Source organism: Bradyrhizobium sp. CB2312 (assembly GCF_029714425.1).
GTDB lineage: Bacteria > Pseudomonadota > Alphaproteobacteria > Rhizobiales > Xanthobacteraceae > Bradyrhizobium.
The window spans coordinates 3,085,941-3,112,759 of the sequence record NZ_CP121668.1 but is presented as its reverse complement, the minus strand read 5'-3'; the positions used below and the strand labels follow the sequence as shown (position 1 = coordinate 3,112,759).

General features: G+C 61.0%; 23 protein-coding genes. 9 read left to right on the top strand and 14 right to left on the bottom strand.

Annotated features, from left to right (window positions below; translation table 11 throughout):
- Positions 1-244: 244 nt before the first annotated feature.
- Positions 245-454, bottom strand: coding sequence for a cold-shock protein (locus tag QA642_RS14820; protein WP_283085312.1), 210 nt, complete (start codon positions 452-454; stop codon positions 245-247).
- A gap of 1,142 nt (positions 455-1,596) precedes the next feature.
- Positions 1,597-2,040: a hypothetical protein gene (locus QA642_RS14815; protein ID WP_283085311.1), complete on the bottom strand. Its 444-nt coding sequence runs from the start codon at positions 2,038-2,040 to the stop codon at positions 1,597-1,599.
- A 109-nt stretch (positions 2,041-2,149) separates the two neighbouring features.
- On the opposite strand from QA642_RS14815, the gene QA642_RS14810 reads away from it, so the two are divergent.
- On the top strand, positions 2,150-2,974 hold the full coding sequence (locus tag QA642_RS14810) for a hypothetical protein (protein ID WP_283085310.1): 825 nt from the start codon (positions 2,150-2,152) through the stop codon (positions 2,972-2,974).
- Between the two features lie 228 nt (positions 2,975-3,202).
- Here the strand turns inward: QA642_RS14810 and QA642_RS14805 are convergent, their stop codons facing one another.
- The 4 genes from QA642_RS14805 to QA642_RS14790 all read right to left on the bottom strand — a co-directional run bounded on the left by QA642_RS14805 (position 3,203) and on the right by QA642_RS14790 (position 7,729).
- Positions 3,203-3,463, bottom strand: a complete 261-nt coding sequence (locus tag QA642_RS14805; RefSeq protein ID WP_283085309.1) for a hypothetical protein — start codon at positions 3,461-3,463, stop codon at positions 3,203-3,205.
- 4 nt (positions 3,464-3,467) lie between these two features.
- Positions 3,468-3,830, bottom strand: a complete 363-nt coding sequence (locus QA642_RS14800; protein WP_283085308.1) for a hypothetical protein — start codon at positions 3,828-3,830, stop codon at positions 3,468-3,470.
- A gap of 523 nt (positions 3,831-4,353) precedes the next feature.
- Complete coding sequence (locus QA642_RS14795) at positions 4,354-5,790, bottom strand: IS1182 family transposase (protein ID WP_283085307.1); 1,437 nt, start codon at positions 5,788-5,790, stop codon at positions 4,354-4,356.
- 229 nt (positions 5,791-6,019) lie between these two features.
- A complete protein-coding gene (locus QA642_RS14790; RefSeq protein ID WP_283085306.1) occupies positions 6,020-7,729 on the bottom strand; it encodes an arylsulfatase in 1,710 nt (569 codons plus the stop codon).
- A 632-nt stretch (positions 7,730-8,361) separates the two neighbouring features.
- On the opposite strand from QA642_RS14790, the gene QA642_RS14785 reads away from it, so the two are divergent.
- Positions 8,362-9,444, top strand: a complete 1,083-nt coding sequence (locus tag QA642_RS14785) for a beta-propeller fold lactonase family protein (protein ID WP_283085305.1) — start codon at positions 8,362-8,364, stop codon at positions 9,442-9,444.
- 298 nt (positions 9,445-9,742) lie between these two features.
- Here QA642_RS14785 and QA642_RS14780 read toward each other — a convergent pair whose 3' ends face one another.
- Positions 9,743-11,341: an MASE4 domain-containing protein gene (locus QA642_RS14780; RefSeq protein WP_283085304.1), complete on the bottom strand. Its 1,599-nt coding sequence runs from the start codon at positions 11,339-11,341 to the stop codon at positions 9,743-9,745.
- 421 nt (positions 11,342-11,762) lie between these two features.
- On the bottom strand, positions 11,763-13,208 hold the full coding sequence (locus tag QA642_RS14775) for an IS1182 family transposase (RefSeq protein WP_283079231.1): 1,446 nt from the start codon (positions 13,206-13,208) through the stop codon (positions 11,763-11,765).
- 429 nt (positions 13,209-13,637) lie between these two features.
- Between QA642_RS14775 and QA642_RS14770 the strand changes: the two genes are divergently transcribed.
- Positions 13,638-14,813: an adenylate/guanylate cyclase domain-containing protein gene (locus QA642_RS14770; protein WP_283085303.1), complete on the top strand. Its 1,176-nt coding sequence runs from the start codon at positions 13,638-13,640 to the stop codon at positions 14,811-14,813.
- A 173-nt stretch (positions 14,814-14,986) separates the two neighbouring features.
- Here the strand turns inward: QA642_RS14770 and QA642_RS14765 are convergent, their stop codons facing one another.
- The 5 genes from QA642_RS14765 to QA642_RS14745 all read right to left on the bottom strand — a co-directional run bounded on the left by QA642_RS14765 (position 14,987) and on the right by QA642_RS14745 (position 19,542).
- The gene (locus QA642_RS14765; protein ID WP_283079231.1) at positions 14,987-16,432 is read right to left on the bottom strand and encodes an IS1182 family transposase; all 1,446 of its coding nucleotides are present in this window, start codon (positions 16,430-16,432) and stop codon (positions 14,987-14,989) included.
- Between the two features lie 813 nt (positions 16,433-17,245).
- Positions 17,246-18,115 carry a hypothetical protein gene (locus QA642_RS14760; protein WP_283085302.1) on the bottom strand — a complete coding sequence of 290 codons (870 nt, stop codon included), beginning with the start codon at positions 18,113-18,115 and terminating at the stop codon, positions 17,246-17,248.
- A gap of 251 nt (positions 18,116-18,366) precedes the next feature.
- Positions 18,367-18,447 carry a pyrroloquinoline quinone precursor peptide PqqA gene (gene pqqA, locus QA642_RS14755; protein WP_012029362.1) on the bottom strand — a complete coding sequence of 27 codons (81 nt, stop codon included), beginning with the start codon at positions 18,445-18,447 and terminating at the stop codon, positions 18,367-18,369.
- Between the two features lie 228 nt (positions 18,448-18,675).
- Positions 18,676-19,005, bottom strand: coding sequence for a hypothetical protein (locus QA642_RS14750; RefSeq protein WP_283085301.1), 330 nt, complete (start codon positions 19,003-19,005; stop codon positions 18,676-18,678).
- Positions 19,006-19,149: 144 nt separating this feature from the next.
- Positions 19,150-19,542 carry a calcium-binding protein gene (locus QA642_RS14745; protein ID WP_027562366.1) on the bottom strand — a complete coding sequence of 131 codons (393 nt, stop codon included), beginning with the start codon at positions 19,540-19,542 and terminating at the stop codon, positions 19,150-19,152.
- 325 nt (positions 19,543-19,867) lie between these two features.
- Between QA642_RS14745 and QA642_RS14740 the strand changes: the two genes are divergently transcribed.
- The 6 genes from QA642_RS14740 (at position 19,868) to QA642_RS14715 (ending at position 25,748) form a co-directional block, all read left to right on the top strand.
- The gene (locus QA642_RS14740) at positions 19,868-21,532 is read left to right on the top strand and encodes a methanol/ethanol family PQQ-dependent dehydrogenase (protein ID WP_283085300.1); all 1,665 of its coding nucleotides are present in this window, start codon (positions 19,868-19,870) and stop codon (positions 21,530-21,532) included.
- 10 nt (positions 21,533-21,542) lie between these two features.
- Complete coding sequence (locus tag QA642_RS14735; protein ID WP_283085299.1) at positions 21,543-21,899, top strand: cytochrome c; 357 nt, start codon at positions 21,543-21,545, stop codon at positions 21,897-21,899.
- Entirely contained in the window at positions 21,896-22,819 is a 924-nt protein-coding gene (locus tag QA642_RS14730) for a transporter substrate-binding domain-containing protein (protein WP_283085298.1), read from the top strand. The genes QA642_RS14735 and QA642_RS14730 overlap by 4 nt, the downstream gene beginning before the upstream one ends.
- Before the next feature lie 234 nt (positions 22,820-23,053).
- Complete coding sequence (locus tag QA642_RS14725; RefSeq protein ID WP_283085297.1) at positions 23,054-24,064, top strand: FUSC family protein; 1,011 nt, start codon at positions 23,054-23,056, stop codon at positions 24,062-24,064.
- Positions 24,065-24,185: 121 nt separating this feature from the next.
- Positions 24,186-25,187, top strand: coding sequence for a tripartite tricarboxylate transporter substrate binding protein (locus QA642_RS14720; RefSeq protein ID WP_283085296.1), 1,002 nt, complete (start codon positions 24,186-24,188; stop codon positions 25,185-25,187).
- A 135-nt stretch (positions 25,188-25,322) separates the two neighbouring features.
- Positions 25,323-25,748: a hypothetical protein gene (locus QA642_RS14715; RefSeq protein ID WP_283085295.1), complete on the top strand. Its 426-nt coding sequence runs from the start codon at positions 25,323-25,325 to the stop codon at positions 25,746-25,748.
- A 40-nt stretch (positions 25,749-25,788) separates the two neighbouring features.
- Here QA642_RS14715 and QA642_RS14710 read toward each other — a convergent pair whose 3' ends face one another.
- Positions 25,789-26,757 (bottom strand): helix-turn-helix domain-containing protein, encoded by a 969-nt coding sequence (locus tag QA642_RS14710; protein ID WP_283085294.1) that lies wholly within the window; start codon positions 26,755-26,757, stop codon positions 25,789-25,791.
- Positions 26,758-26,819: the final 62 nt, after the last annotated feature.

The window sequence follows — 26,819 nt, the reverse complement described above, 5'->3', positions numbered from 1 at the left end:
TTCGCTCGCATGGTCGTGGGGCTATTCTTTGGCTGACGATGATGGCGTGCATTGGTGGGATGCGGGCTTTGACCCGTCGCTAGGTCTCGGAGTTCAAATCGAAGGGAAAGAGCCGCATTGCGCGGCGCAAGCTGAAGAGGGCTTAATAACCGTCTTCGTCCATGTCGTACCGCCAAGCAGGTCGGTGAACGCATCAAAAAAGCCCACCATTCGCGGCGGGCTTATTTGTTTAGATCGTCCGCAATCACCCGATACGTAGGTTCTCCGCTGAAGCCTTGCCGGAGCGGCGGTCCGCCACGACCTCGTAGCTGACCTTCGCGCCCTCCGCCAAGCCGGTGTATCCGGCTCTTTCTACTGCAGAGATGTGGACGAACACGTCCTTGCCGCCATCCTCTGGCTGAATAAAGCCATAGCCCTTGGTTGCGTTAAACCACTTTACAGTACCCATCGCCACTTACGCTCTCCAAAAACGTTAGAAAGGAGCGAAAGCTAATCGGCTTTTTATGAAGGTTCAATGACGGCTGCAGGTATTAAGAAACCCGATGCGGGTGGCCCTAAACGCTCGGCCGAGTTTGGAGCTAGTGGCTTTCGGTCGCCGGGTGCGCGGTATCGAACATCAGCAAGCTCGTGAATTGGCAATTCAGTGCTGCTGGGTGCAAACCTAAGGTGACAGTATCGACCCTCCGGCAGGGCAAGCATCGATAGGCATATGCAGCCGGCAAGTTTGCGATCTCTGGGAGCATCGCAAGGTAATCCATAGGCTGCCTGCATTGCCTGCAAATAAGGATCGGAGGATTGTCCCGCGTCATCGCAATGCCCGTTTGAAAGCGGGCAGCATAAGTTCCAACGGTGCCGGCCGCACCTCCGGTGGACTACCGATGCCTATCGAAATTCGGCGGGCCTTAACTGCGAGGTTGATCGCCACGTTGTTAAGAAATTGGTCATTAGTGACTGGCACGATCACTGCGCTGGCCGCCATTTGCGACAGCGCGTTCTGAAGACAGTTTGATATTTCACCTCGCCCGGTTGGCGGTCTCTTGTAGGAGACACGCGATGTTTAAGGGCTTCGCGGCAGCGGTTTTTGCGGTCACGATTGTGGTGCAGCTAGACCAATACCTAACCAGCGGTCGTTACACCGAGGGGGCCTCGGCGATGCTGCAACAGATCAGGTCCGCGTTCGGGTTTGGATAAGTCCATCTGGGACTACTTTGGGGCACGCCATGGATGGTATCGCATGGGATGATCTCGATGAGGATGAGCAACGCGCAATTGCGGTCCTCGGGGCGGGGCTCTCGATCGAGCTGTGTGACCCCATGGCTCTCCTGACCTTGAGGCGGATCGGCCTGATCGTGGGATCGCACTTGACGGCTGCCGGACACAATTTGCGGAGAGGCGTTCTAACAGACCAGCTCGACGAGGGTGATCGGCCTTCATCACTTGAACTGCCAGCGAGCCGCGCAGGAGATTGCGAATGCGCTGAAGCCCTTAGCTCCTAATAAACTGGCATCCCCTCGGTCGAGAACCGTTCGTGTGGATAGGGCACCGCCCATTTTGGCAGCCGCGCAGCCTCAAGTTGGTCCCACACAAGTATTCCGATCACCGGGTAGCGACTTTCACATGACCAGCCCTGCTTCGCTTCTCAGCGGTGAAAATGCCGTCGCCTTTAGCCTCCAGCTCACGAGCATATGCCTGTGAGAGAAAAGCAAAAGCGTCGGTGAACACGATCCAGAGGTGGTCTTCCGCGATGGCGTTGCATATTTCCGCAACGCTTCTTCTGCGCAAGAAAGAACTTCGATGCCCCGGGATCTCATCCGAGACCCCCCCGAATGGGTGCAGGCACTTGTTGGCAAGTCTGCCTCGGTCGCGGAGTTTCTGGCGGCTCTGGGCGATCGGGCGCGAGACGCCCGTACCATGGATCAGCGTAAAGAACTCTTCACGGTGTTCGAGCAGTTCGCTCTGTGGCGAGAAGGTCGGGACGCCGCTGACCTCATTCTCGGCCCAGACTTCGCCTACAAACTGACGCTCGACTACGAACCGCATGTCGCCGCGCCCGTCGGGTTAAGGGATCCGGCCATCATTGTTTCCCCCGCCGACGTTCCAGTAATATTTCCAGGCGCCAATCCAGGCGTCTGGCTCAATCCCTGGCAAGATGAAATCCGTCTGGCCCGAAAAAGAGCTGCAGCCGCGCCACATCGATCGTCGGATATCCCAAGTGTGGCTTAACAATTGGCGGCCCTTCGTCGAGCTGTTCCTGTTCGACGGCCCCGACCTGCAAGGCCGGATGGCGCGCTTCGCCCGGATGTGGACTCCGAACGCCGATTTGCCGATCGAACTCGACGAGCAGTCGTTGCGGGGTCAGGCACGCAGCCTGCTCGGCGGCGAGTTCAACACGTCCGGTCGTCGCTTCAGCGCATCCGCGCGGCTCACTCAAGCAGCAGAGCAGTGCTTCGCAAGCGCGGCGGCAGCTTCCGCTTACGGCACGGCGACCTTGACGCGCGCCCCGCAATTCTCTTGGGACGGCTACGACCACTGGCTGAGAGAACCGCCGGGCACCCCCACAAAATGTTCTATTAATAAGAGAGCCGCATTGCGCGTTCGATGGGATTTCCAAATCGACATCGATTACGGAATCACGGTTGGAACAATGACTGCCGAAAACACGTTTTGGTGCCCTGGCGATTTGCGTCCCATCCAATGGGACGGAACCTCGATCTCGAATGATGTTCCACCTCCTTGGCGAGGCGGCTCTCATGATTTCCCGCCGCCACACCGCTGGGGAATGCTGCTGATTTACGCTGTCGGGCTCGAGTTTGCTAAGCAACTCCAGGGCCTTCTTCTTGACCTTGCCGGTTCACCCCCGAATTCGATGCTCGTCTTGCCGGGCCAATCGACGGCAATTCCTCAGGCACCTCAGCATGACCTCAGAGAGGTCGGGCAGACCACCGACGACGCGACAATCGTGTTCTTTCCTTAGGGAATGACTGTAAGCGACGACACAAGATGATGACGGGCTATGTCCGGTTCGGGTCAACATGCGAAGAACTTAGGGTAAGCAAATCTAGTCCGCTATGCGCCGATAAGCAGACCTCCGCCACTTGGCTGATGGGCCAATTGCTGCCGCTCCAAACGTGCATTCGCGGAAGGTGCCAGGCACCTCGACGCCCCCGAATTCCGGCTCAGCAACAACGGGACGTTGGCGAGCTTAGTGTTGTGAACGCGTAAAGGGGACAAAGCGCACGAGGGCGACGGCGCGCGTCGTCGTCTTGTCGGGCGCGATTTTTTCGACGACCGTGAGCTGCTGAGTGGTGTAACCGGGCCCCACCGGCATAACGAGCCGGCCACCTACTTTAAGCTGTTCAATCAGGGGCGGCGGTGGCTGCCCGAGAGCGGCAGTCACGACGATGGCGTCAAAAGGACCGCATCCGGGCCAGCCGTCGTATCCGTCGCCAAGCTTGACGCTCACGTTGTCATACGCAAGGTCCCTTAATGTTTTCGCGGCGGTCTCGGCCAATCTCGATGGTGCAGACCTTTCGCGCCAGGTGAGCAAGGACGGCGGCCTGATAGCCCGAGCCCGTCCCCACTTCCAGCACAACGTGATCGGGCGCGACCTCGACCAACTGGGTCATCAAAGCCACGATGTACGGCTGCGATATGGTCTGCCCGAGGCCGATCGGCATCGGTCTGTCCGCGTATGCGATGGAGCAAGGTTGCTCGGGGATGAACAGATGGCGCTTCGTTTGCGCCATGGCCTTAAGGACACTCTCCGACAGGCCTTGCTGTCCCAAGGCACTGGCGGCGGAACGGGCGTATGCCCGGATGGTTTCGACCATGGCGGCGCGCTCGCGGACGCATTGCGCGTCCTTGGGTGCGTCTTGAGCGGTCGCTTCCCGGGCCACGACAACCACGGCAAACACGAGACGGCAGCAAGGCTTTCATCGTGCGCTCTCCGAGAAGTAATCGGCTCACATCGACCGCTCGAGCGCAATGAGCCGATTCGACGCATCACCTCAGCGAAACACGGCGTCCGGTCCAAAGCCGAAAAGCCGATTCAAACCGGCTCCAACGAGATTTCGCCCGACGGAAAGACTTTCGCGGTTACTACCGAGGGCACCGGCGCCAACGGTCAGCCCATTAGCAGCGTTGCCATCTACGAAAGGCAGTGAGGAACGTGCCTGGCGCTGCATCGGGCAAGCCGATGCAGCGCATCCGCAACTTCCTGGGCCATTGGCAGGCAAGTATGATCGTGCGCACGAAGTCCAGACCGGGGCAGCACCTAAAGTCTGCTTAGGGTCTTGGCCGTGTAAAAACGATCTCAAAGGGCGTCGGTCCCGGAAGCGGGGAGCCGCGTGTGTCTCAGGCCCCGATCGCAGCGATCAGCGGCTTGATCCCGACGATGTTCATGACCCGTGTCAGATTATAGGCCAGCACCGAGAGTGCCATTTCGGCGGCTACTTTTGGAAGCGTTTTGGTGAGGAAGTGTGTCGCTCCCATGCGGGCCTTCATCGTGCCGAACGGATGCTCGACTGTCTCTCGACGCTGGCGCATGGCCTGTGGGTTTGCATCGAGACGCTGCTGCACAGCCTCGAGCAGATGCTCATGCTCCCATCGTGGAATCCGCCGCTCTGGCCCTGTCGTGCACTGCGATTTAAGCGAACAATTTTGACAGGCCGTGGTCCAGTAGCGCCGTAGCCGCTTCCCGTCTTCCTCGCTCGTGAAGCGATAAGGCAGTTGCTCTCCAGCTGGGCAGCGATAGGCGTCCTCTTCAGGCAAATAGACAAAATCCTGCTTGCCGAAGCGCCCATCTGACTTGGCACCCGACGTCTGTGGCTTGGGCAGAGTTACCGTGATGCCGGCCTCGTGGCACGCGAGGATCTCCACGCTGCTGAAGTAGCCGCGATCGGCAACGGCCTCGAGCGCATCGGTCTGGAGCACTTCTTTCGCCTGCTTTGCCATATTGGCCAGTTGAGCCCGATCTGAGCCGCTGTTCGTTACCTCATGGGTCACAATCAGATGGTGCTCGGTATCCACGGCGACCTGCACATTGTAGCCGACGACGCCGGAGCCGCGGCCGCTCGTCGCCATCGAGCGGCTATCGGGATCAGTCAAGGAGATTTGCTGGTCAGGCGATGCAAGCATCTGCTTCTCGTAAGCGGCAAGCTTGCCCATTTCCTCCTTCAGCTTCGTCAGCTTTTCGGTAAGACTCGTCACCTTTGTGGCCAGGGCCTCCGTCGGCTCCTGCCGGTCGGCCGTGTCAAGTTGGCCTAGATACCGCGCGACGCTCTCCTCCAGCTGGGAGCGTCGCCGCTCCACCTTCGCCCGGGTGAAGTTCCTGTCCCGGTTGTTCACCGCTTTGAACTTGCTGCCGTCGATGGCAACGCTCGCCGTCGTCAGGAGACCCATCCCACGGCAGAGTTCAACGAAGCGCGTACACACCCTGCGCAGCGCCAGGCCATTGTCCTTGCGGAAGTCGGCAATCGTCTTGTGATCGGGAGTGAGCCGACCCAGCAGCCACATCAGTTCGACATTGCGTCCGGCTTCTCGTTCGAGCCGCCGGCTCGACTGCACCCGGTTCAGATAGCCATAGATGTAGAGCTTCAAGAGAACCGAGGGATGGTACGATGGCCGACCGGTCGCCGCCGGCTCAACCTCGAAGCTCATCTCGGCCAAATCGAGCGCATCGACAAACGCATCGATCACACGGACAGGATTACTCTCGTCAATGAAATTATCGAGGCATTCCGGCAACAGCGTGCATTGCCCACGATCCGCCTCCTCAACGAAGCGCCTCATCGATTCCCCCAAAAAGAATCACCGGAGAATCATAGCAGCGGCACAGCGTTTTCACACAGCCAGGGTCAAAAGCTGCCTTGCCCGCTCACATCGCCGGTTCAGGTCACCTACGGGAAGCAGACCTCTAGGCGCTTTGAGCTAAGGTCAGGCACGGGCCAGAAGGAGACATTTTTTGGTGCAGCGTGGGGCGGCCGAGAGGCCGGCCGCCCCACCTTGACGATATGAATTTTTATTTCGCTACCGCCGCCCGCGCCGCTTCGATCTTGGCCTTCACCGCGTCTAGATTGAAGCTTGCCCCCCTCTGCATCGGCGGAAACTCGATCGCCGTCATGGCCAGTTTCTCGACCTCCTGCTGAACGAACACGAAGCGCCAGAATTCATATTTGAACCAGTCGAAGTATTGCTGCGCGCCAAATTTGGTCCCGCTATCGGGCCAGCCCGTCCGCTCGAACGGATCGAGGCGAAGGTTGGTCAAATAGGGCACGTCAACCTTGCTTTTTTCGCCCAGCCAGCCTCCAGGCTGGTCGATGAAACGATACTTGAAGTCGTCGATGCGCACGGCTCCCAGCTCGCTCTCGCCGAAGTACCAGATTTCGTGCCGGCTCGACGGCCCTTTGCCGGTGATCATGTCCATCTGATTGTAACCGTCCAGATGGCACTTGTAGGTGCGGTCCCCGATGTGTTTGCCCTTCTTCAACTCCTCGACAATGTTCGGGTTGCCCGCTGCGGCTAGTAAGGTCGGGAACCAGTCCAGCCCGGAGATGATGCCGTTCTCGACCTTGCCGGCCGGCACCTTGCCAGGCCAGCGGATCATTGCCGGCACACGGAAACCGCCTTCCATGACGGTGCCTTTGCTTTGCGCGAATGGCGTCTGTCCGCCATCCGGCCAGGTGAAGACCTCTGTGCCGTTGTCAGTAGTGAAGATTACAATGGTGTTGTCATCCACGCCCATGTCCTTGAGCTTTTGCATAACGATGCCGACATCGTCGTCGAGCTGCGCCATGCCGGCTTCATGAATCGTCCAGCCGTTCTTGGAATTGCGCATCGCCTGGTATCTTGGCGACAAGTGCGTGACGATGTGCATGCGGGTTGGATTGAGCCACAGGAAGAACGGCTTGTTGTCGGCCTTGGCCTTCTCAATGAACTTCAAAGCAAGGTCCCGGATTTCGTCGTCCACGGTTTCCATCCGCTTGGGATAGAGCGTGCCGGCGTCCTCGATCCTTTGCTTGCCCACCTTGCCCCAGCGCGGGTCCACGGTGGCATCGTCGACATCGGTCGCCCACGTATGGAGCATGTTGCGCGGACCGACGACGTTCAACAGGTCCTGCGGATAACCGGGGTGGGCCGGATCTTCCATCGCATCGAGGTGATACAGGTAGCCGAAGAATTCGTCGAAGCCATGCACCGTCGGCAAAAACTCGTTCTTGTCGCCAAGATGATTCTTGCCGAATTGGCCGGTGGCATAGCCCATGCCTTTGAGCGCGGTGGCGATGGTCACGGCCTCCGCCGGCAAGCCGGTGGGAGCGCCGGCCTGGCCGACCGTGGTCATGCCGGTGCGGATCGGCAGCTCTCCGGTGATGAAATTGGCGCGGCCCGCTGTGCAGCTCGCTTCGGCGTAGTAATCGGTAAACAGCATCCCCTCCGCCGCAATCTTGTCGAGGTTCGGCGTCCGGCCGGCCATCATGCCACGATGGTAAGCACCAATATTCCAGATTCCGATATCGTCCCCCATGATGACGACAATATTGGGCCTTTGTCCGGCTGGCGCGGGAGTGGGTGCCGGCTGCTGTGCTTGCGCAAAACCTGTCGCGCCGACCGCAGAGAGCGCTGAAGCTGCGACGATGGAGCTGCCGCTCAAAAGGAGATCGCGGCGTTTCAATCCTGCGCTGCCGGGTCCGGTCTCCTTGTTTGGCTCGGCCGGAATCCTATCGTTACTCATTACATGATCCTCTTCCTGGCGATGCGCCTGAAGCCGGAATGGCTTGCGGCGGCGTCGATCAGCTCGAGCTATCCGCGCCGATCGATGACGGCGGCAAGAGTCGCGAGCGCAAGGGTGTCTGCCGCCTTAAGCACCTGGCGCTTATTTGGATCGGATCTTTAGCCAGGCGATCAAAGCCAAGCGATTCCCGCGCCGGTTGATATAGATCAAAGAATATCCGAGGTGGGTTCTGGCTACGCGAGAGGGAGAGCAGATCCGCTAAGGGTCAAAGGCGAAGAACTCAGAGCGAGCAAATGCAGTCCGGTCAGCCGCAGGAAGCGGGCCTTCGCTGAACGAAGCGCAACTTCGCTGATGGCCCAAAGCCGGCGGTGGAGGCCGCTGCGAGCCGCTTCCGGTCTTCCTCGACTGCCGACGCTTGGGCAAGCATTGAGTTAGGCAGCTCGGGCCACGAGCAGACGAAGCGCTACTAGCAAAGGAATGATTCACGGCGTAAGCTGCCGAGAACCGCCCGCCAGAGGCGGGCGTTATTTTCGGAGGACGCCAAGATGTCGCGTAACCGTTCCATAGGACTATCATTCGCGGCCGTCATGCTGCTAACTACGAGCTTTAGCACTGGGCACGCGAAGCCCTTCATGATTGTCGGCCTCGATGAGAAACTTCTGTGGGACGAAAGCGGCAAGCCCATTCTGTCCGCACCCGGCAAGGATCAAGTTCTGATCGTCGACCTCGCATCTCCTGAGACCCCCAAGATCATCGCTGCCCTGCCGCTCAAGAACTCGGTCGTCGGACCGCCCGTGAACGTTGCGATCGATCCCAGCGGCGCGGTGGCGCTGGTCGCCGACTCCGTCGATGTCGTCAAGGACGGCGACGCGCTGAAACAGATGCTCGATAATAGGATCTACGTCGTCGACCTGCAGGCCAATCCGCCTAAGCTGGCGGCAACGCTCACGGGTGGGAAGCAGCCTTCAGGGCTCAGCTTCAGCCCAGATGGCAAGATGGCACTGGTCTCCAATCGCGGAGACAATTCGATCAGCGTCCTCTCCGTGAACGGCACGGACGTGAAGATCACGGACACCGTTGCGATGCCGGACAGTCCGTCGCACGTGACGTTCACCCCGGATGGCAAGCGAGCCTTGGTCGCCCGCTTCCCTGCTCATAAGATCTCCATGCTGGACGTTGCGGGCGAAAAGGTGACGTACAACAAGATTGATCTGCCCACCGGCCAATGGCCGTACAATGTTGCGGTCGCACCGGCCGGGAAAATCGCCCTAACCTCTGACAATGGTAATGCGGGTGCTTCCGATGGAAGTGTGGATACCACGAGCGTCATTGATTTGGAGGCCAATCCGCCGCGCATCATCGATCGCGTGGTGGTGGGCGACGGCCCCGAGGGACTCGCAATCAGCCCAAAGGGCGACGTCGCGGTTGCCGTGATTCTGCGCGGTTCAAATATGAAGAACGCATACTTCTACGAAAAGAACGGCAGCATTTCGGTGCTCAAGATCGACGGGAAGAAAGTGAGCAAGACTGGAGACATCGAGGTGGGCGGCTTACCCGAAGCGGCAGTGTTCACGCCCGACGGCAATTACCTCCTTGTTGGCAACTACCTTACGCAGGACTTCTCGATCCTGAAGGTCGATGGCAGCAACATCATGGACACCGGCAAGCGCTTCCAGGTGCCCGGACATCCCGCCTCGGCCAGGATGGGGCCTTAAAGCTTTCGCCATTCGAATATCCGTCGAAGGCCCGTCTTCCTCGCGGGCCTTCGTTATTTCGTTGGTAACGTTTGCGATCGGCCCGCCCAGCGCATCATGTACATCGATGCGTCCATGACCGCTTCGGGTCAAAACGCGAAGAACTCAGGTTGAGCAAGTCTGGTCCGCTCTGCCCCAACGAACGGACCTCCGTCAGGCGCGGCGCAACTTCGCCGATGAGCCATAGTCGGACTCAGGCGGCTCAGAAGATCGCTCAAGCACTCGCGGCCGACCGTGATACGGATGGGGCCGGCCCCAATTAGGATGCGCTGCCCGGATCGAAAGGCACAGTGAAGTGAAAAATGGCGCCGGGGCCCTTATGGGGGGTTACCGATATTTCTCCTTCATGCGCCCCGATGATCGATCGGCAGATCGCCAGCCCCATGCCCATGCCGTCCTCCTTGGTCGTGAACATCGGGTTGAATATTCGATCGTCGGTGCCCGGCTCGAGTCCTTTCCCCGTGTCTTGCACCGACACCATCACATATCTGGACTGATGGACTTCGGACCTTATGGAGAGCAAGCGCTCCCCATCCCCGGTGGCCATGGAGTCGATTGCATTCCCAATCAAATTCACCAGCACTTGCTGGAGCTGAATCTGTTCGCCTCTTATCCTCGGCAGTCGTTCGTTAAGGTCGGCTCGAACGGCGATCCGATTTGTTCGCAGCTTGTCGCCAACGACCGTCAGGGCTCCCCGGATGACATCGTTGATATCAAGGGAAGTGCGGGGCCGTACGCCCATCCTGAAATGCGTCCGGATATTTTCGACCAAGGCGTCCGCACGGTCTCCTGCAGTCACAACGCGCCGCAAAGCATCCCTGGCACGATCGAGCTCAGGCTCGCCGCGATCAAGCCAATTCAATCCTGCGTTTGCACTGGCTTTGATCGTTGTGAGTGGCTGTTTGATTTCGTGGGCAATTGATGCCGAAACGGCATCGCCGGTCATCAGCCGCGCCTCACGTTCGCGACGCTGCGCCAGGACCGCGCGGTGCAGCTGCGCGTAAAGCGTGGTTATCTCATGCAACAGCACAATGAGCACAAGAATGCTGGAGACGAACCCGAAGACGCGGCCGGCATACCAGCCGGCGCTGAACCGGGCCAGACCGGGGTACGAGACCAGATAGATCTCAATTGCATAGGCACAAACAACCGCCATCAGCCACAGATCGAGCACCGAGCGCTGGCGTATCCAGAGCAAAGTGAGCGCAATTGCGTTCCACAGGATTAGACAACCGGCAAGATAAAGCGCGAAGGTAGAAAAATAGACCGGGTCGAGCATGATGCGGGGTAAGTATGCATCACCCACTATGGCAAGGACTGTCACGGAACACACAACGGCTGACGTCATCGCAACACTCGAAAGAATCGTCGCGCCCACTGAGCCCTCCCATAATCGCTTAGGCGAATTGACACCCTTCAAGAGGGTATACGCGATGACGAACGTAGGAAAACCGGCGTACCTCACAGCGTTGAGCCAATCCGTGCTCTGTAACCCCGTGCCAAGCAGGCCAGCTGGCGCGAACGCTCCCGGAAAGACCAGCATCCAGGGGACAAGCATGAGCGCTGTGAAGAGATACCCGGTTGAGATTGCGAGGATGGCACACGAGCGCAGGATGGCGAACTGGTTGAACAGCAGGACCGCGGTGATCATGTCATTCACGAACATCGCCATGCCGTAGGCCGGGACGAAGGAGTCGATCCGCCTCAGCTGGATATTCGAGAGGCCCCCTGCCAAGATTAAAAGGACGCCAAGGAAGGCGAGCATAACCGCAAGGGCAAGCCGTTTCTGCGCGCGCCCGGGCGGTAAGGTCGAAAGGGTGAAAGGCTGATCCTCTGGCATGATGTCCGGCTTCATCATCGCAGCGGCTCCTCGCAGCGGCTAGAACACGCAGCACGAAACCCAAGCAGCTTCGCCATTCCCGTCACACGCTGCAAAGTTCACCGTATCTCTGCACATGGGACGGCGGACGACGATTGAGGAAATGTCGCCGCCTCCGAAAAGCTGGGACGGCGAGGTTTCCTGCGGTGGTGCGCCAATGACGAATATTCGGTCGTCCCGATTCCCGATTAGACCCCCAGACCTTGGCATCAGCCTATCTCGTTTGACCGCGTAGATCGATGTCAGGTTTGGGTCTTGGTTGTGTGCAAACGGATAGGTCGGACGCGGCGTGGTCGCCAATCATTGCAGGCGGCCGGTGCTGACGCATCGGATCGTCCAATGACCGGCCAAAGTGGGTATCGCGACGGGGTATTGCGGTTTTGGACGCGCTTTCCGGCCTTCAGGCGGCGCGGATGGCTGCAATCAGGCGCGGTTTGCCGACGATGTTCATCACCCGTGTGAGGTTATAGGCGAGAACATGCAGCGCCATCTCAGCGGCGACATTCCGTAGGCGCTTCATCAGGAAGTGGGTCGCACCCATACGGGCTTTGATCGTGCCGAAGGGATGCTCGACTGTCTCACGTCGCGTCCGCATGGCGTCAGGATTGGAATCGAGCCGTCGCTGGACCTCCTCGACCACATGCTCATGCTCCCAGCGCGTGATCCGGCGCTCCTTGGACGGCGTACATTGGCTCTTGATCGCGCAGCCTTGGCATGCCGCCGTCGACCAGTAACGGCGCAGCGTCATTCCATGCTCGATGTTGGTGAAGTGATAGGGCAGCAGCTGGCCCGATGGGCAGCGGTAGACATCCTCATCAGGCAGGTAGGCGAAGTCCTGTTTGCCGAACCGGCCCTCCGCCTTGGCGTTCGACGTCATGGGCTTGGGCAAGGTGACTGCAACGCCAGCCTCTTCGCAGGCCAATATCTCCTCTCCGTCGAAGTAGCCACGATCGGCGACCGCATCGAGTTTGTCCACTGCGAGCACTTCTTTGGCCTGCTTCGACATCCGAGCAAGCTGCCCACGGTCGTTGCCGACGTTTATGACCTCGTGCGTCACAATCAGATGGTGTTCGGTGTCCACCGCGACCTGGACGTTGTAGCCGACGACACCCGATCCGCGTCCGCTGGTGGCCATCGAACGGGCATCCGGATCGGTCAGCGATATCTGTTGATCCGGCGTGTTGCGCATCTGCGCATCAAGCACTTCCAGGCGGCTCATCTCCTGCTTCAGCCGAGCGATCTTTTCCTTGATCCTCGTCGTCTTGATGCTGATCGCTTCCGATGGCTCCTGCCGATCGGCGCTATCGAGTTGACGCAGATATCGACCGACGCTTTCCTCGATCTGCGCCATCCGCCTTGCCATCTTGGCATGCGTGAAGTTGCGGTCGCGGTTGTTCACCGCCTTGAACTTGCTGCCGTCGATTGCGACGCTTGCGGTCTGCAACAGGCCCATTTGCCGGCATAGTGCAACGAACTTCGCGCAAACCTTCCGGATCGCCGCGCCGTTATCCTTCCGGAAATCGGCGATCGTCTTGTGATCGGGAGCCAGGCGCCCAATCAGCCACATTACCTCGACATTGCGGCACGTCTCACGTTCCAGGCGGCGACTGGATTGCAGCCGATTGAGATAACCGTAGATGTAAAGCTTCAGAAGGACTGCCGGATGATAGGAGGGCCGGCCCGTCTCCTTGGCGATCACACGCTCAAACCCCATTCCATGCAGGTCGAGCGCCTCGACGAACACATCGATCACGTGGACCGCGTTGTCCTCGCCTACCCAATCCTCCAGACATTCCGGCAAGAGCGTCAGCTGGGATCTGTCCGCGCCTTCAACGAAGCGTCCCATCCGTATCCCCCATCAGGAAACGGAAGAATCCTAGCCGACTCGTGACTTTTCACACAGCCAGGGTCATAGACTGCCCTCGGCGTCTCCATGATGGCTTTCCGCTCAGCCCTCCGAAGCGGACCGTGCGAGGCCAAGAGGGGAAGTCAGCCACGGGCCAAAATCCGACGTGGAACGAGCCGTAGGAATGTCCCGCTCTTGGTCGAAAGATGAGGGCGCCGACTAGCGACGTGTGCTAAATAGTGAAAGCTTCAATTCCGATCGCATCAGCCAGAGTGGTTAGTGATGCTTCCCGAAACCCGATACGCCAGAAGCGGCGAGGTCCATATCGCTTATCAGGTCATTGGGAACGGTCCACTCGATCTTGTCTGGGTACCGGGATTCATCTCGCATGTCGATCATGTTTGAGATGAACCTCGCTGGGCCGGCTTCATGGAACGGCTCGCCTCCTTCGCTCGCTTGATCTGCTTTGATAAGCGCGGAACGGGGTTGTCAGATCGGGTTACGGCAATTCCTACGCTTGAGGAGCGAATGGATGACGCGCGTGCGGTGATGGACGCGGTCGGTTCGAAACGCGCAGCATTCCTCGGCATTTCTGAGGGCGGTCCGATGTCACTGCTGTTCGCTGCCACACATCCTGACCGTACCCTTGCTCTGATGCTCTATGGCTCTTATGGCCTGTTTTCGACGGCCGTGATGTCGCCGGATAAACTTGCCGGTTTCTTGGAAGAGGTTGAACAGTCATGGGGGAGCGGAGCGCTTGTTCCCGGGTTTGCACCGAGCCTTGCCCAAGACAGGGCGTTTCGCAACTGGTGGGCGCGCTTCGAGCGCCTCGGCGCCAGCCCGTCGGACGTGAAAACGCTCATGCGCATGAACAGCGAAATTGACATCCGCGGCGTCTTACCCGTCATTCACGTACCCACGTTGATAATGCACAGAACAAATGACCCGCGGGTGAATGTCGCGGCGAGCCGTTATCTGGCCACACACATTGCCGGTGCGCGCTACGTCGAGTTGTCGGGAAGTGATCACCTGTTCTGCGCAGGAGACTCACAACGCATTCTTGACGAAATAGAAGAATTCTTGACCGGGTCACGCTCTCATTCCGAAATGGAACGTTGTTTAGCGACCGTATTGATCACCGATATTGTCGGTTCGACAGAGCGCGTGTGCTCACTTGGCGACCGCGAATGGCGCCATCTCTTGGTTAGGCATGATTCGAGCGTGCGTCGCGAGATCGCTCGATTTCGTGGCAAGGAAATCAGGACGACCGGCGATGGGTTTGTTGCAACGTTCGACGGTCCCGCCCGTGCAGTACGTTGCGCCGAGGCTGTTCGTGAAACCGTGCGCGACCTGGGCCTGGAAGTTCGGGCCGGTCTGCACACCGGGGAGATAGAGATTTTACCGAATGATATTGGCGGGATTGCCGTACACGTCGCAGCTCGCGTTGCTCAACTGGCTGCCCCGGGGGAGATCCTAACGTCGAGTGTGCTCAGGGATCTGGTTGCGGGCTCTGGTCTCTCCTTCGAGGATCGCGGCGTTCATGCGCTCAAGGGACTGGCCGAAGGGGTGCGGATCTTCGCTGCGCGGCGAACTTCAATCGTGTAGGCGGCGAACGTGATGTCCGCTCCGGGTCTTGGTTGTGTGCAAACGGATAGGTCGGACGCGGCGTGGTCGCCAATCATTGCAGGCGGCCGGTGCTGACGCATCGGATCGTCCAATGACCGGCCAAAGTGGGTATCGCGACGGGGTATTGCGGTTTTGGACGCGCTTTCCGGCCTTCAGGCGGCGCGGATGGCTGCAATCAGGCGCGGTTTGCCGACGATGTTCATCACCCGTGTGAGGTTATAGGCGAGAACATGCAGCGCCATCTCAGCGGCGACATTCCGTAGGCGCTTCATCAGGAAGTGGGTCGCACCCATACGGGCTTTGATCGTGCCGAAGGGATGCTCGACTGTCTCACGTCGCGTCCGCATGGCGTCAGGATTGGAATCGAGCCGTCGCTGGACCTCCTCGACCACATGCTCATGCTCCCAGCGCGTGATCCGGCGCTCCTTGGACGGCGTACATTGGCTCTTGATCGCGCAGCCTTGGCATGCCGCCGTCGACCAGTAACGGCGCAGCGTCATTCCATGCTCGATGTTGGTGAAGTGATAGGGCAGCAGCTGGCCCGATGGGCAGCGGTAGACATCCTCATCAGGCAGGTAGGCGAAGTCCTGTTTGCCGAACCGGCCCTCCGCCTTGGCGTTCGACGTCATGGGCTTGGGCAAGGTGACTGCAACGCCAGCCTCTTCGCAGGCCAATATCTCCTCTCCGTCGAAGTAGCCACGATCGGCGACCGCATCGAGTTTGTCCACTGCGAGCACTTCTTTGGCCTGCTTCGACATCCGAGCAAGCTGCCCACGGTCGTTGCCGACGTTTATGACCTCGTGCGTCACAATCAGATGGTGTTCGGTGTCCACCGCGACCTGGACGTTGTAGCCGACGACACCCGATCCGCGTCCGCTGGTGGCCATCGAACGGGCATCCGGATCGGTCAGCGATATCTGTTGATCCGGCGTGTTGCGCATCTGCGCATCAAGCACTTCCAGGCGGCTCATCTCCTGCTTCAGCCGAGCGATCTTTTCCTTGATCCTCGTCGTCTTGATGCTGATCGCTTCCGATGGCTCCTGCCGATCGGCGCTATCGAGTTGACGCAGATATCGACCGACGCTTTCCTCGATCTGCGCCATCCGCCTTGCCATCTTGGCATGCGTGAAGTTGCGGTCGCGGTTGTTCACCGCCTTGAACTTGCTGCCGTCGATTGCGACGCTTGCGGTCTGCAACAGGCCCATTTGCCGGCATAGTGCAACGAACTTCGCGCAAACCTTCCGGATCGCCGCGCCGTTATCCTTCCGGAAATCGGCGATCGTCTTGTGATCGGGAGCCAGGCGCCCAATCAGCCACATTACCTCGACATTGCGGCACGTCTCACGTTCCAGGCGGCGACTGGATTGCAGCCGATTGAGATAACCGTAGATGTAAAGCTTCAGAAGGACTGCCGGATGATAGGAGGGCCGGCCCGTCTCCTTGGCGATCACACGCTCAAACCCCATTCCATGCAGGTCGAGCGCCTCGACGAACACATCGATCACGTGGACCGCGTTGTCCTCGCCTACCCAATCCTCCAGACATTCCGGCAAGAGCGTCAGCTGGGATCTGTCCGCGCCTTCAACGAAGCGTCCCATCCGTATCCCCCATCAGGAAACGGAAGAATCCTAGCCGACTCGTGACTTTTCACACAGCCAGGGTCAAAACGAAGAACTCAGGTTGAGCAAATCTGGTCCGCTCTGGCTCAACGAGCGGACTTACGACCCGCGAGGCGCAACTTCGCCGATGCGCCAATAGGTGACATTCGAGATGAAAGAGGCCGTCCACGTCAGCAAGCGAATAGACTTGCATTTTGTTGCTCCCGGACGCCTCCCTTCCTTAGCCCATCGACAATGTCATCGAACTCCCGACGAAACTGCGGGTTGCTTGAAATTGAGTAGCCAAGATCACGGTACCACTGGACCGTAAAGTCTGGTCGAAGCTTGTTCAATTCGGTCAAACTCTGCTGTGCCTGTTCCGATTGCCCCGTGGCTCCGTAAGCCGATGTCAGATCTACATAGGTGTAGAAGTACAAGTTGTTCAGATTGACCGAGCGCCTGCATGCCTCCGATCGGTTCCTTGTATTGGTGCAGGTGCAAGTGTGCAGCACCGGCCGACGGTCCCGAATCGGGCCGTGCATAGGATGCGCGGCGAAAAAATACTGGAAAAGGCTTGAAATCCGCTATTCCCGACACCTGACGGACACTCGCGGGGTTAGCCATTGAGAGTGTTGCGTTTTTCGCCGAAATGAGCTTCCCCTTGTGGGAGAAGGCGGCGCGAAGCGCCGGATGAGGGGTTCTATCCGCGAACTCAAATGTGAGACGGACCCGCGGAGAGAGACCCCTCACCCGTCTCGCCGCTATCGCGGCGAGCCACCCTCTCCCACAAGAAGGGGAGAGGGAAAGAGCGTCCTAAAAATTCACCCCGAACACGAGCCGCGCCTGGTGCCGCTCGAAATTGACGAGATCGAGATTGCCGCTCATCCCTGCCGGGCGTCCCCAGGCCTGCATGCTCCAGCTGAGAGTGAGCCGCGATTGCTCCGAAAGCTGGAAATAGGCGGTGGGTCCGACGAACAGGGCCTGCCCCGAGAGCTCGCCGAGGCCGATGCCTTCATATTGCCGGAAGTAGCGCATCTCGCCGCCGAGCAGCACGTTGGGGCGCACGCGCACCAGGCCGCCGAAGGCGGCACCGATGGTCGAGCTCCTTTCCGAGACGCCCGCCAGCTCGAAGCGCGCCCATTCCGGCTGATAGATCAAATTGAGCGCGCCGATGACGAAGTTCGGGACGAGCTCGCGGTCTAAGGCGAGCCTGAAGTCGGTCCCGTACATCCGCCCCTTGGCGCCGCTGATCTCGTCGATGCGGTCGCCGTGGAGCTCAGCGGCGATGGTCAGGCCGAACGGCGCACGCTCGCGGTCGAGCAGACGATAGCGCAGGTCGAGCGAGGCGCCCTGGAAGTTGAACTGGCGGCGGTCGTCGATGTCAGGGACGCCGGTGATGTCGTGCCAGCTGGCGGTGCCGCCGAGCTCGATGCGGAAGTTCGGCAGCGGCACCACCTCGATCTCGACCTCCTGCGCGAGGGCGCGATAGGTGCCGCCGCCCTTGCCGAAGCGCCCCGTGGTCTGGGTCTGGAATTCACGCTCACCGGGATTGCCGACATCGGTGCCGATCATGAAGCCGAAGATGTGCTCGGTATCGAAGCCGTCCTCGGCGCTGACGCATGTCGGTGCAGCCGCGAGGCCGCACACCACCGCCGTCCAAAATCTGAGAGCTCCGATCCGCATCCCGTCTTCCGCATGCGCGCGCCGATTTGATACGGCAACAGCGCTGACTGAGGGATCAGCGTAACACACTGCGGCTAGAGCACGATTGGGATTTTGGAGGAGAAGTGCCGACGTCCGGACAAGTGTGGCTTTGCATCAACGGCAAAGCATCGAGGACAACCTGCGGGACGCGGCCATGAGCGGCAGCAACACTGCCGCGGCTTCGACGGCATTCGCCATCGAAGCCGCGGCAGGTCGTCAGACTTACTTGCTTACTTGCGCGCAGCGCAGGCGTACATGTTGATTTCCATGCCGACCGGCACTTCCACGATCTTCGGAGCTTTCCAGGCCATTCGGGTCTCCCCAAGGAATTGAGCGCGACATCGCGCGGGGCAAAACCTAGGGCTGCCTCCTCCATAGTTCAAGCTTCGATTCGAGTGTCGTGCAGGTCTGTGTCGATTCTTCGCGACTGCATTTCTCTCTCGGGCAAAGCCAGTTCCCTCTTGGTCAAACACGACCCACTGAGAGCCAGCTTGTGCGGCGCACCGGGCGTCGAATCGACACGACCCTGGGCCTCGCCGTCAGCAACCTTTGTCGGCCGTCGCTGTGTTCGGCTTGGCACCTTCGGCCCGCTGAGCCGCTGTCGGCTCGCTCTGCATCTGCCGCTGCGCATCCTCGGACGACGCCGGTGTTTCACCGCTCGCGCGATTCATCGTGCTGGTCGGCGGATGCTGGCTGGTGTCGCTCGCTGGACTCGACGAATGGGACTGCGCCGAGCCCACCGTGACGGGACCGGAGCCGGCATCCTTGTCGTTGGCTGCGCTGCCGGTGTTGCAGGGGCCCGCGACGGCGACACCGGCGCTCAACGTCAGGATCGCGCATGCAGCAAGTACGGATCGTTTCGTGTTCATCTGCATCATCTCCTCTCTTCCCTTCGCGCAGCCCCGGGCGCCGGCAGGAGTTGCGGAGAGAACAGGCCGGGCAGCCCGATGTTCCTGATGTCGGGGCGGAATTGATCGCAATCCGCCGTCGTCGGCTTGTTCCGGTTGAGGCGCTCAGCGCAGCAAGCGCAGCAGCGCGCGGCCGGCGCGCGAGTTCAACTCCTTCGCATCCAGCGTCCCGTCCTTGTCGGGATTGGCTGCGTTGAAGCGCTGCTCGACCACCGCCAGGTATTCGTCGAGCGTGAGAGTCCCGTCGTGATCAGGATCGGCGGCAGCGAGCTCTTTCGCCGATAACCGCCCGCGCAACTCGCGCGCATCGAGGGTGCCGTCGTGGTCGGGATCGAGCTTGGCGAACAAGGCGCTCGCAGCCTTCTTCACCTCGGCGAGATCGAGCGTGCCGTCATTGTCGGTGTCGAACATCTTCACCGCGCTGCCGGAAGCCGACCAGGCCGGACCGGACAGCACTGCAATGGTGAGCGCAAGCGCAATAGAGCGACGTGACATCATCGAAACCTCCTGGCCAGAGCCCCTGATCTCGCGGGGCGAAAATGACATAAGTCCACAAGCCTGCCCCGATTCAAGCCCGGAATGCAACCTGCGCACCGCACAACCCGCGGAACCCGCTGGTCGAAACCGGTGGTCTGCGCTCGGCACCGCTTCATGCCACGGAATTTTTTGCAGCGCCTGCACACAAGCGCGGGTCGATTGTCAGGTTTCCGTAAGGCACATCCGCATATCGGCGGCGCACTTTCGACTTTCGTATTGACGGGTTTTGCATTCGGGCGGAGTGTTACGTCGCAGCGTCAAAAGGCGCGCATATTGGGAGGAACGGATGAAACGCTTTGCGATGGCCGCGAGCCTCGTCATGCTTGCATCGACATGTGCAAGCGCTCAGACCACCGAGCAACTGGTCAATGGCGCGACCGATACATCGAACGTTCTCAACTACGGGATGGGCTACAATCTCCAGCGTTTCTCGACGCTGAACCAGATCAACAAGGACACGATCAAGAACCTCGTCCCGGTCTGGAACTACTCCTTCAACGATGATCGTAGCGAGGAATCCCAGCCCCTGGTGTACCAGGGCGTGATCTACGTGACCTCCCACAACGCGACCATGGCGGTCGACGCCAAGACCGGCAAGCAGATCTGGAAATCCAAGATCGAATATCCCGCCGAGACGCCGCGCGTCGTCTGCTGCGGCATCATCAACCGCGGCGCCGCGCTCTACGACGGAAAAGTGTTTCGCACCACGCTCGACGCCAACGTGATCGCGCTCGATGCCAAGGATGGCAAGGAGCTGTGGCGGCAGAAGGCGGCCGACATCAAGGAAGGCTATTCGATGACCGTGGCCCCGCTGGTGGCCGACGGCGTCGTCATCACCGGCATCTCCGGCGCCGAGTTTGGCACCCGCGGCTTCATCGACGGCTGGGATCCGGCAACGGGCAAGCATCTCTGGCGCACCCATTCGATCCCCTCGCCGGACGAGCCCGGCGGCGATACCTGGAAGGGCGACACCTGGAAGCTCGGCGGCGGCTCGACTTGGATCACCGGCTCCTACGATCCCGAGCTGAACACGGTCTATTGGGGCATCGGCAATCCCGGACCGTTCAATTCGGCAGTACGCCCCGGCGACAATCTCTACACCTGCTCCGTGCTGGCGATGGATCCCAAGACCGGCAAGATCAAGTGGCACTACCAGTTCTCGCCGAACAACCCGTTCGACTATGACAGCGTGGCCGAGATGGTGCTCGCCGACATGAACGTCGAGGGCAAGCCGACCAAGGTGCTGATGGACGCCAACCGCAACGGCTTCTTCTACGTGCTCGACCGCACCAATGGGAAGCTGCTCGCGGCCAATCCTTATGTGAAGGTGAACTGGGCGACCGGCATCGACATGAAGACGGGCCGGCCAATCGAGACGGACGTTTCGAAGGACGCACGCGAAGGCAAGAAGGTTGTCGTCTACCCATCACTGCTCGGTGGCAAGAACTGGGAGCCGATGTCGTTCAATCCGCAGACCGGACTCGCCTATGCCAACACGCTCGCATTCGGCGGTCACTACAAGACCGAGCCAGTGACCTATAAGGCCGGCGAATGGTACCTCGGCATGGATCTGACGGACCTCTGGGACTGGCCCGACGGGCCGCGTGGTCACCTCAAGGCGATCGATCCGATGACCGGCAAGGCGAAGTGGGAGGCGCCGAGCGACATCCCCCGCTTCTCTGGGGTGTTGTCGACCGCGGGCGGCGTCGTATTCACGGGCGCGTTGACCGGAGAGTTTGAAGCATTCGACGCCGACAGCGGCAAGAAGCTCTGGCAGTTCCAGACCGGCTCGGGGATCGAGGGACAACCGATCACATGGCAGCAGGACGGCGTGCAATATGTCGCCGTGACCAGCGGCTATGGCGGCGTCTACTCGATCTTCTCGGGGGACGAACGGCTTGCGGGCGTGCCGGCCGGCGGCTCGCTGTGGGTCTTTGCGGTCAAGCAATAACCGCGGCACGATGCTGAAACACATCTCTCACAAGACGGTGGCGGTCCTCGCCACCGCCCTGGTGCTGACGGTCGCGCTTGCGGCGACCGTCCGTGCCGCGGATGAGACGACCGGCGATCCCGTGCAGGCGCAGATCGACCATGGCAAGTCAACCTACGCCTCGAAATGTTCGCACTGCCACGGTCCAAATCTGATGAACTCCGGCACCATCACGCCGGACCTGCGCGCCTTTCCCGACGATAAGACGCGCTTCGTCACCACGGTGAAGAACGGCAAGAACAACAAGATGCCGCCTTGGGGCGACATCCTCAGCGACGATGAGATCGGGAATCTCTGGGCCTTCGTTTCGAGCCGGAGAAAGCCGTGAAGACCTGGCTTGCAGCATGGAGCGTTGGCGCGATTCTCGCGGCGACCACCGCGCATGCGGCAGACGATCCACTCAAGATCTGCCTCGACGAGGACCGGCCGCCGCTCTCGGCGCATCACAGGGGCAAGCCGGATGCCGGCTTCGACGTGCTGCTGGCCCAGGCGGTCGCGCAGCGTATGGGGCGACCGCTGACGATCCAGTGGTTCGAGAGCAAGCTGGATGAGGATTCCAGCCCGCAACTCGAAGCCAACGCGCTGCTCTCCGACGGACGCTGCGCGCTGGTCGGCGGCTACGCGCTGACGGCGGATTCCCTCGTCAAGCCCGGCATGAAGACGGCGCGCCTGCCGGACTTTTCCGGCGCGACGCGCGATGACAGGCGCCGCCGTGTCGCGCTCGGCGTGCTTGCGCCGAGCCAGCCTTATCTCTATTCGCCGATGACGGTGGTGCTGGGGCCGACGGCGCAGAACCGCAAGATCGGCGACGTCGGCGATCTCGCGGGCCTTCGCCTCGCGATCGAGAGCGGCTCGCTCGGCGATGCCATCCTGATGACGTTCGACAGGGGACGCCTGATCGACAATATCACCCATCTCGTCCCCGGGCGCGACGACCTGCTCGGCGCGCTCCAGCGCGGCGACTATGACGCGACCCTGATCGATCTTGCCCGGTTCGACGCCTATCGCGCCGCGCATCCCGATACGGCCGTCACCGCCTCCGGCTATTATTACCCGATCGGCGCCAATCGCGGTTATGTCGGGCTTGCCAGCAATGGCGCGCTGATGGATGCCGTCAACAAGGCGCTGACGGAGCTTGCAGCGGACGGCAGGATCGCGGAGCTCGGCAAGCAGGCCGGCCTCACCTATCTGCCGCCGCGCGAGCCCGCAATCCTGGGCGACGTCTGGATGAAGATCATTCAGCGGTGACGATCATGGCGGCGAGCGGCAGCATCGCCCCCGCACTCCGCTGTCATGCCCCGGCTTGACCGGCATCCAGTACACCGCAGCCTATCGATTGAGCCACGACCGTCTCGGGGTACTGGATCGCCCGGTCAAGCCGGGCGATGACAGCGAGAGTGTGGAAAGGCTGTCGCGCCATACGCAAAGTTTCTGCAGCATTCCGTGCTATGCTCGGCATTTCATTCGCCGCTTTGGTGTCCCGTGAATTCCCCCACGATTCCCACCGCCGCGGGCCTCCGCGACCTCCTCGCCCGCGAGATCAAGACCGCCGAGCTCGTGCGCGCGCTGATCGTGGTCGGGCCGATGGTCGCCGCCTATTTCATCGCGCGCGAGACCGCGCTGCTCAACCTCGGCCTCGTCGCGGTGTCGCTGCTCATTCCCGCGCTCCGGCAGCACTTCCCGCCGAAAGTGGTCGCCTGGCACTATCTCACCATCCTCGTCACCTTCGCCGCGCTGTTCTTTGCAGCTCCGGTCAAGCCGCTCTTCGTGGTGCTGACGGCGCTCGCCGGCTTCCTGGCTGTCGCGGGAACGCGCTATGGCGAACATTTCCGCACGCTCGGCAATTGGGTGTTCATCCCCGCCGTCTATCTCGCCTGCGAGGTGCGCGAGGGCGTCAGCGCCTCGGAAGCGCTTCGCCATGCCGGCGTGATCATCGTCTCCTCGCCGATCGCGCTGGCGCTGGTCTGTGCCATCCAGATTTACGACCAGCGCCGGCGCGGCACTGCCGCGACCTCGTTCGGACCGCCGGCGGCCGAATGGTTTCTGCCCGCGCTCGCGAGCGCGATGGCGGTCTTTGCCGCAGCGGCGCTGGTCGAGATCCTCAACCTTGCGCAGGGGCAATGGGTGATGTGGTCGGCCGCGAGCGTCGTGGTCGGCGATCTCACGGCGTCCACAGGCAAGCTGAAGCAGCGGGCGATCGGGGCCTTCGTCGGCGTGCCGCTCGGCTTTCTCGCTGGCCTTGCCCTGCCGCCAAGCCGCGTCGGTTATGCGACCGCGGTGCTCGCGGCCACCCTCACGCTGATCTCGTTCTCCCGCTATATCGTCGGCTTCGGCCTGCGCTGCTTCTTCATTGCGCTGGCGGCCTCCTTTGCCGGCGGTGCCAGCGGCATTGCCGAGGAGCGTATCATCAACGTGCTGATCGGCGGCACCTTCGGCCTGATTGCGGTGGCCGTGACCGAGATCGTCTGGCTGCGGATGATGCGGAAGGCCTGATTGTTCGGCAGACGGGAGAAAGGGCCCTCCTCGCCTTTTCGAATGCGCCAATCTGTCTCGCCTGCTGCCCATGATGGCGCCGGCCCGATGCAGTAGGCTCGACAAAAATCGGGAGGGAATCATGTCCGCAAAATTCGACCGCCGCCACTTCATCGCGGGCGGCAGCGCCGTACTCGCTATGCCCTTTGTCCCGCGCGGCGCCTCGGCACAGGGTACATCGCAGGGTACTTGGCCCTCGCGGCAGATCCGCATGATCTGCAGCTACCCGGCTGGCGGGCAGACCGATTTGCTCGCCCGTGCCTATGGCGAATTCATCTCCAAGCAGGTCGGCAAGACCGTCGTCGTCGAGAACAAGCCGGGTGCTTCCGGCGCGATCGGCACGGCGGAAGTCGCCCGCGCCGAGTCCGACGGCCACACCATGCTGTGCTCGATCTCGACCACCTACATCATGAACCGGGTGGTGATAAAGAATCCGGGCTACGACATGGACAAGGATCTGACGCTGGTCAGTGTCATCCCGGGCGCCGGCCTGCTGCTGATCGCGAACCCCAAGACCGGCGTCAAGACGCTGGAGGATTTCGTCGCCTTCGCGCGCAAGAGCGGCAAGGTGAACTTCGGCACCTACAGTGCGGGCTCGGCGCCGCACATGACGATCAACGAGCTCAACAAGCAGTACGGCCTCAACATCGAGCCGGTGCATTATCGCGGGGAAGCGCCGATGTGGACGGGCATGCTGGAAGGCACGCTCGATGCCGCCATGGGTAGCTACACGGCGGCGCAATCGGTCCTGCAAAGCGATCGCGGCACCGTCTTCGCGGTGCATTCGAAGAAGGTCGACGCGCTTCCGGCCGTCAAGACGCTCCCCGAGCAGGGTGCGACGTCAAAGTTCTTCACGGTGAGCGGCTTTTCGGGGTGGGCGGTGCCGAAGGCGACGCCGCAACCGGTCGTCGACCGCCTCGCCGAGCTCTGCGTTGCCGCCAACAGCGATCCGAAGGTGAAGGAGGTTCTCGCGACCTTCGTGCTCGAGTCGGCCATCGGCTTCAAGGCGACCAATGACCTGTATCAGCGCGAGCTGCCAATCTGGATCGAGAGCGCAAAGTCGCTCGGCCTCGAGCCGGCCTGAAGCACGAACCGCGACGCGGCGCCGGTCGCTCTTCCGGCCCGGGTCCGACCAAAAGCCTAGTGTCGGAAAACGTACTTTCCCGCTATGATTGTGCGCCGGAAACCCTCGCCGGCGCGCACAAAAAAGGCCGATCGCATGACACCCGATGCCGTCGCCGTCGCCGTTATGATCATCCTGCTCTTTCCGATGGGCTATTTCACGCTGGCCTCGCCCGCCTTCCTGCTGGTGAAGCTCGATATCCAGCCCGTCGCTCAATTGCTGCGCGGAATGTTCAATGCGCATTTCCTGGTGATGCGCGTTGCCGGCCTCATCGGAGCGGTGGCTCTGCTCCTCGATGGTCGCCTGCTCGCCGCGCTGGGCGTCGGCATGCTCGCAGCCCTGGCCATCTGGGGACGCCCCTGGTTCATGCGACGGATGGACGACGAGCTCAGCGCGAGGGATGCCGGCGATGCCGAGGCCCCGCGTCGGCTACGCCGGCTGCACTGGAGCGGAATGCTCGGCAACGCGGCTTTGCTCGTCGCGCTCCTCGCCAGCATTCCCTACATGGCAACGACGGCCTGAGCGGCACCGTTATCGCCGGAGCTGTCCCGGCAATGCCGGCCTAATGCTCGTCTGCGACGGCGCTGGCCTGCTGCGCCTTGTGGATCGAGGATGGCACCACGCCGAAATATTTCCGGAAGACGCGGCTGAAATGCGATGAGCTTGAGAAGCCCCAGGAGAACGCGACATCGGTGATGGTCTTGCCGGCGTGGGCCTCGAGCTCCTGGCGGCAGTTCTGCAAGCGTGCCTGCCAGATGTAGTCGCTCACAGTCGTGCCGCGCTCGGAGAACAGCATGTGCAGATAGCGCTTGGAGCAGCCGAGCTCGGCCGAGATCTGGTCGATGCACAGATCCGGATCGCGCAGGTGCTCGCGGATGAAGAACTGCGCGCGCACATACATCGCCTCGGGCCCGACGCGATCGAACATCGTGTCGGCTTCGCGCAGCGGCAGCAGCAACAGGTCGATCAGCGAATCGGCGACGCCGACCGCGCTGTTCGCCGACAGCTTGGCCGCCTCGTCGAAGGTCGCATGGACGAAGTCGTGCGCGATCCGACCCGTGCCGGTCTTCGCCGACAATTTGCAGGCCGGCATCCGCTGCGACGGGAAGCCGCGATCGCGCAGCAACGACTTGGGCACGATCACGACGTCGTGACGGGTGAAGGCGGGGCTGATGATCGAATGCGGACAGGAGACGTCATAAGCGATGATGTCGCCGGGATTGAGTTCGATATGGCGGCCTTCCTGCTCGAAATAGGACACGCCGTAGGTCTGGAAGTGGATCTTGATGTACGGGTGCTCATTGGCCTTGGCGCGTGCCATCGTATGCGCGATGCGATGCTGACTCACCTCGATCTGGCACAGCTTCAGGCGCGAGACGGAGGTGTAGTCGATGCGGCCTTCGAGCGAGGACGCCTCCAGCGGATCGACGTCGAAATGCCCACACAGGCTCGTGAGCCCGTCGATCCAGCTTTGGATCTGGCGCTTCGGCGTCATTCCGGTCGTCGAGAGCGTGTGAATTGTGTCGGACATTAATCCAGCCACTGGTTTGATCCGGAGATTCGACGCGAATCGCGACCGGCGTGCCGGAGCCC